The sequence below is a fragment of the Dietzia sp. DQ11-44 genome, from assembly GCF_014145205.1.
Taxonomy (GTDB): Bacteria; Actinomycetota; Actinomycetes; order Mycobacteriales; family Mycobacteriaceae; genus Dietzia; species Dietzia natronolimnaea.
Genome location: NZ_JAALEC010000395.1, coordinates 1 through 2,079, shown reverse-complemented (window position 1 = coordinate 2,079; position 2,079 = coordinate 1). Strand labels below are relative to the sequence as shown.

The 2,079-nt window shown below is 72.2% G+C and carries 3 protein-coding genes and 1 pseudogene; 3 read left to right on the top strand and 1 reads right to left on the bottom strand.

Translation table 11 applies throughout. The annotated features are described in order from the left end of the window. From G6018_RS10410 to G6018_RS10400, 3 genes and pseudogenes are all read left to right on the top strand, one after another. A pseudogene (locus tag G6018_RS10410) lies at window positions 1–218 on the top strand (A/G-specific adenine glycosylase); the annotation flags it as partial. Between the two features lie 39 nt (window positions 219–257). Further along, window positions 258–566, top strand: coding sequence for an antibiotic biosynthesis monooxygenase (locus G6018_RS10405; protein ID WP_182639553.1), 309 nt, complete (start codon window positions 258–260; stop codon window positions 564–566). A gap of 36 nt (window positions 567–602) precedes the next feature. After that, window positions 603–995: a VTT domain-containing protein gene (locus G6018_RS10400; protein WP_182639552.1), complete on the top strand. Its 393-nt coding sequence runs from the start codon at window positions 603–605 to the stop codon at window positions 993–995. Between the two features lie 19 nt (window positions 996–1,014). On the opposite strand, the gene G6018_RS10395 is transcribed toward G6018_RS10400, so the two are convergent. After that, window positions 1,015–2,079: ABC transporter substrate-binding protein (locus G6018_RS10395; protein WP_347237851.1), on the bottom strand; the 1,065-nt coding region annotated here is incomplete at its 5' end.

Here is a 2,079-nt window from a genome sequence, read left to right as displayed (position 1 = left end):
GGGACGGGCCGCGGCGCCGCACCCAGACCTTCGCCGGGACCGACCGCCAGGTACGCGGCCTGATCCTCGACGTCCTGCGCGACGGGGACGGCACCGCCGACCGGGACCGTCTGGACGCGGTGTGGCCCGACCCGGTCCAGCGCGGCCGCGCACTCGACTCGCTCGTGGCCGACGGGTTGATGGTGCGGACCGGGGACGTGTACTCGTTGCCGGGTTGACCGGCCGGGACCGCGGCACCAAAGCGTAGGCTCACCTACATGGCCGTCGTCAAGATCAATGCCCTGTCCGTGCCGCCCCAGGCCGGTGCCGAGCTCGAGCGTCGCTTCGCCGAGCGCGCCCACACCGTGGAGAACTCCCCCGGTTTCCTCGGCTTCCAGCTGCTGCGCCCCACCGCCGGAGAGGAGCGCTACTTCGTGGTGACCACCTGGCAGGACGAGGCGTCCTTCGCCGCATGGCGCGACGGCGACGCCCGGACCGCCCACGCCGGTCAGCACGGCAAGCCCGTCGCCGAGGGGGCCACCCTCCTCGAGTTCGACGTCGTGATGGACGTCAAGCCCTCCGCCTGACCTCCGGCACCTCACCGGCGCACCCAGACTCCTCACGTGGACCGGATCTCGGAACAGCCGTATCCCATCGCCTTCGGCGCGCTCTTCGTCATTGTGATGCTGCGCGCCAACGCCACCTACTGGCTCGGCCGGGGCGCGCTGAGCGGTGGCAGGCTGAGCCAGAAGGCTGCTCGCCACCTGGACGGTCGGCACATGCAGCGGGCCCAGCGTCTGTCCGCGCGCTACGGCGTGATCGCCGTGCCCCTGTCCTTTCTCACCGTGGGCGTGCAGACGGCGATCAACTTCAGCGCCGGGTTCACCCGCATGCCGCTGACCCGGTACCTGCCGGCGGTCACCGTGGGTGGACTCTTGTGGGCACTGCTCTACTCCACCGTCGGGCTGGTCGGCTGGACCGCGGTCGCCACGCTCTGGTCAGGGATCACCTCGTAGACCGGCCGTGCCCGGCCCGCTACGTCCCGGGGAGCGGCCCGACCACCGGCCCGAGCACGTCCTGGAACCTGTCGTCGACCAGTGATTCCACGTCGACGGGGTCGATCTGACCGTCCTCGGTGAAGACGTCGGCCAACTCCTGTTCGCTGGCCACCGTGTCCGCCAGCGCCACCGGTTGGCGGGTGCTGCGACTCTGCGAGAGCTCGGCGGCCTCGGGGGTCAGCCCCACCGCCTCACCGTAGAACGCAGCCCACTGCGCCGGGTTCTCCGCGGTCCAGGTCCCCGCCTCGGCCAGCCGGACCAGGAGGTCCGCGATCGCGGTCTGGCGGCGCGCGTCCGCGAGGGCGTCGTGGGAGGCGAGCCCGAACCAGAATCCGTTGGACGCCTCCGCCGCGGTCGCGATGGTCCGGGCGTCGGTGGTGGTCTGCGTGATGGCCGTGTACGGATCCCAGATGGCCCAGGCGTCGGCGTCGCCGCGGGAGAACGCGGACCCCGCCTCGGCCGGCTGGAGGAAGACCAGGTCGACGGACTCCGGCGAGACCCCGGCCCTGCGGAGCTGGAGAAGCAGATGCCCGTGGGCGGAGGTCCCCTTGGCCACCAGCACCTTCCGACCCGCCAGATCGGCCACGGTCCGCACGGACGAGTCCCCGGGGACGAGGATCCGGTCCCCCTCCCCGCCGTTGGCGTAGGCGGAGACGATCGACGCCCGCGCCCCGGCGGCCGCGCCGAACACGGGCGGGGTGTTACCGGTGACGGCCACGTCGATCTGACCGGCGTTGAGCGCCTCCACCTGCGGCGGCCCGGAGGTGAACGTGGAGAACTCGACCTCGTACGGCAGGTCGTCGAGCTGTCCCGCCGCGGTGAGCAGGGCCTGGGTGCCGCCCTTCTGGTCGCCCACCCGGAGGACGAGGTCGGACAGGCCCGCGAGGTCGACCCGGTCGGGGACGGGTGCCGCGGCCTCGGAGTCGCGGGTGGCGCACCCGGCGCCGACGAGCAGCACGATCAACGCCAGCGCGAGCAGCGCGACACCGATCGCGGGTCGTCGGTGGATCGGGGAGAGTGTGGTGGTCATATCGAGTAGTCC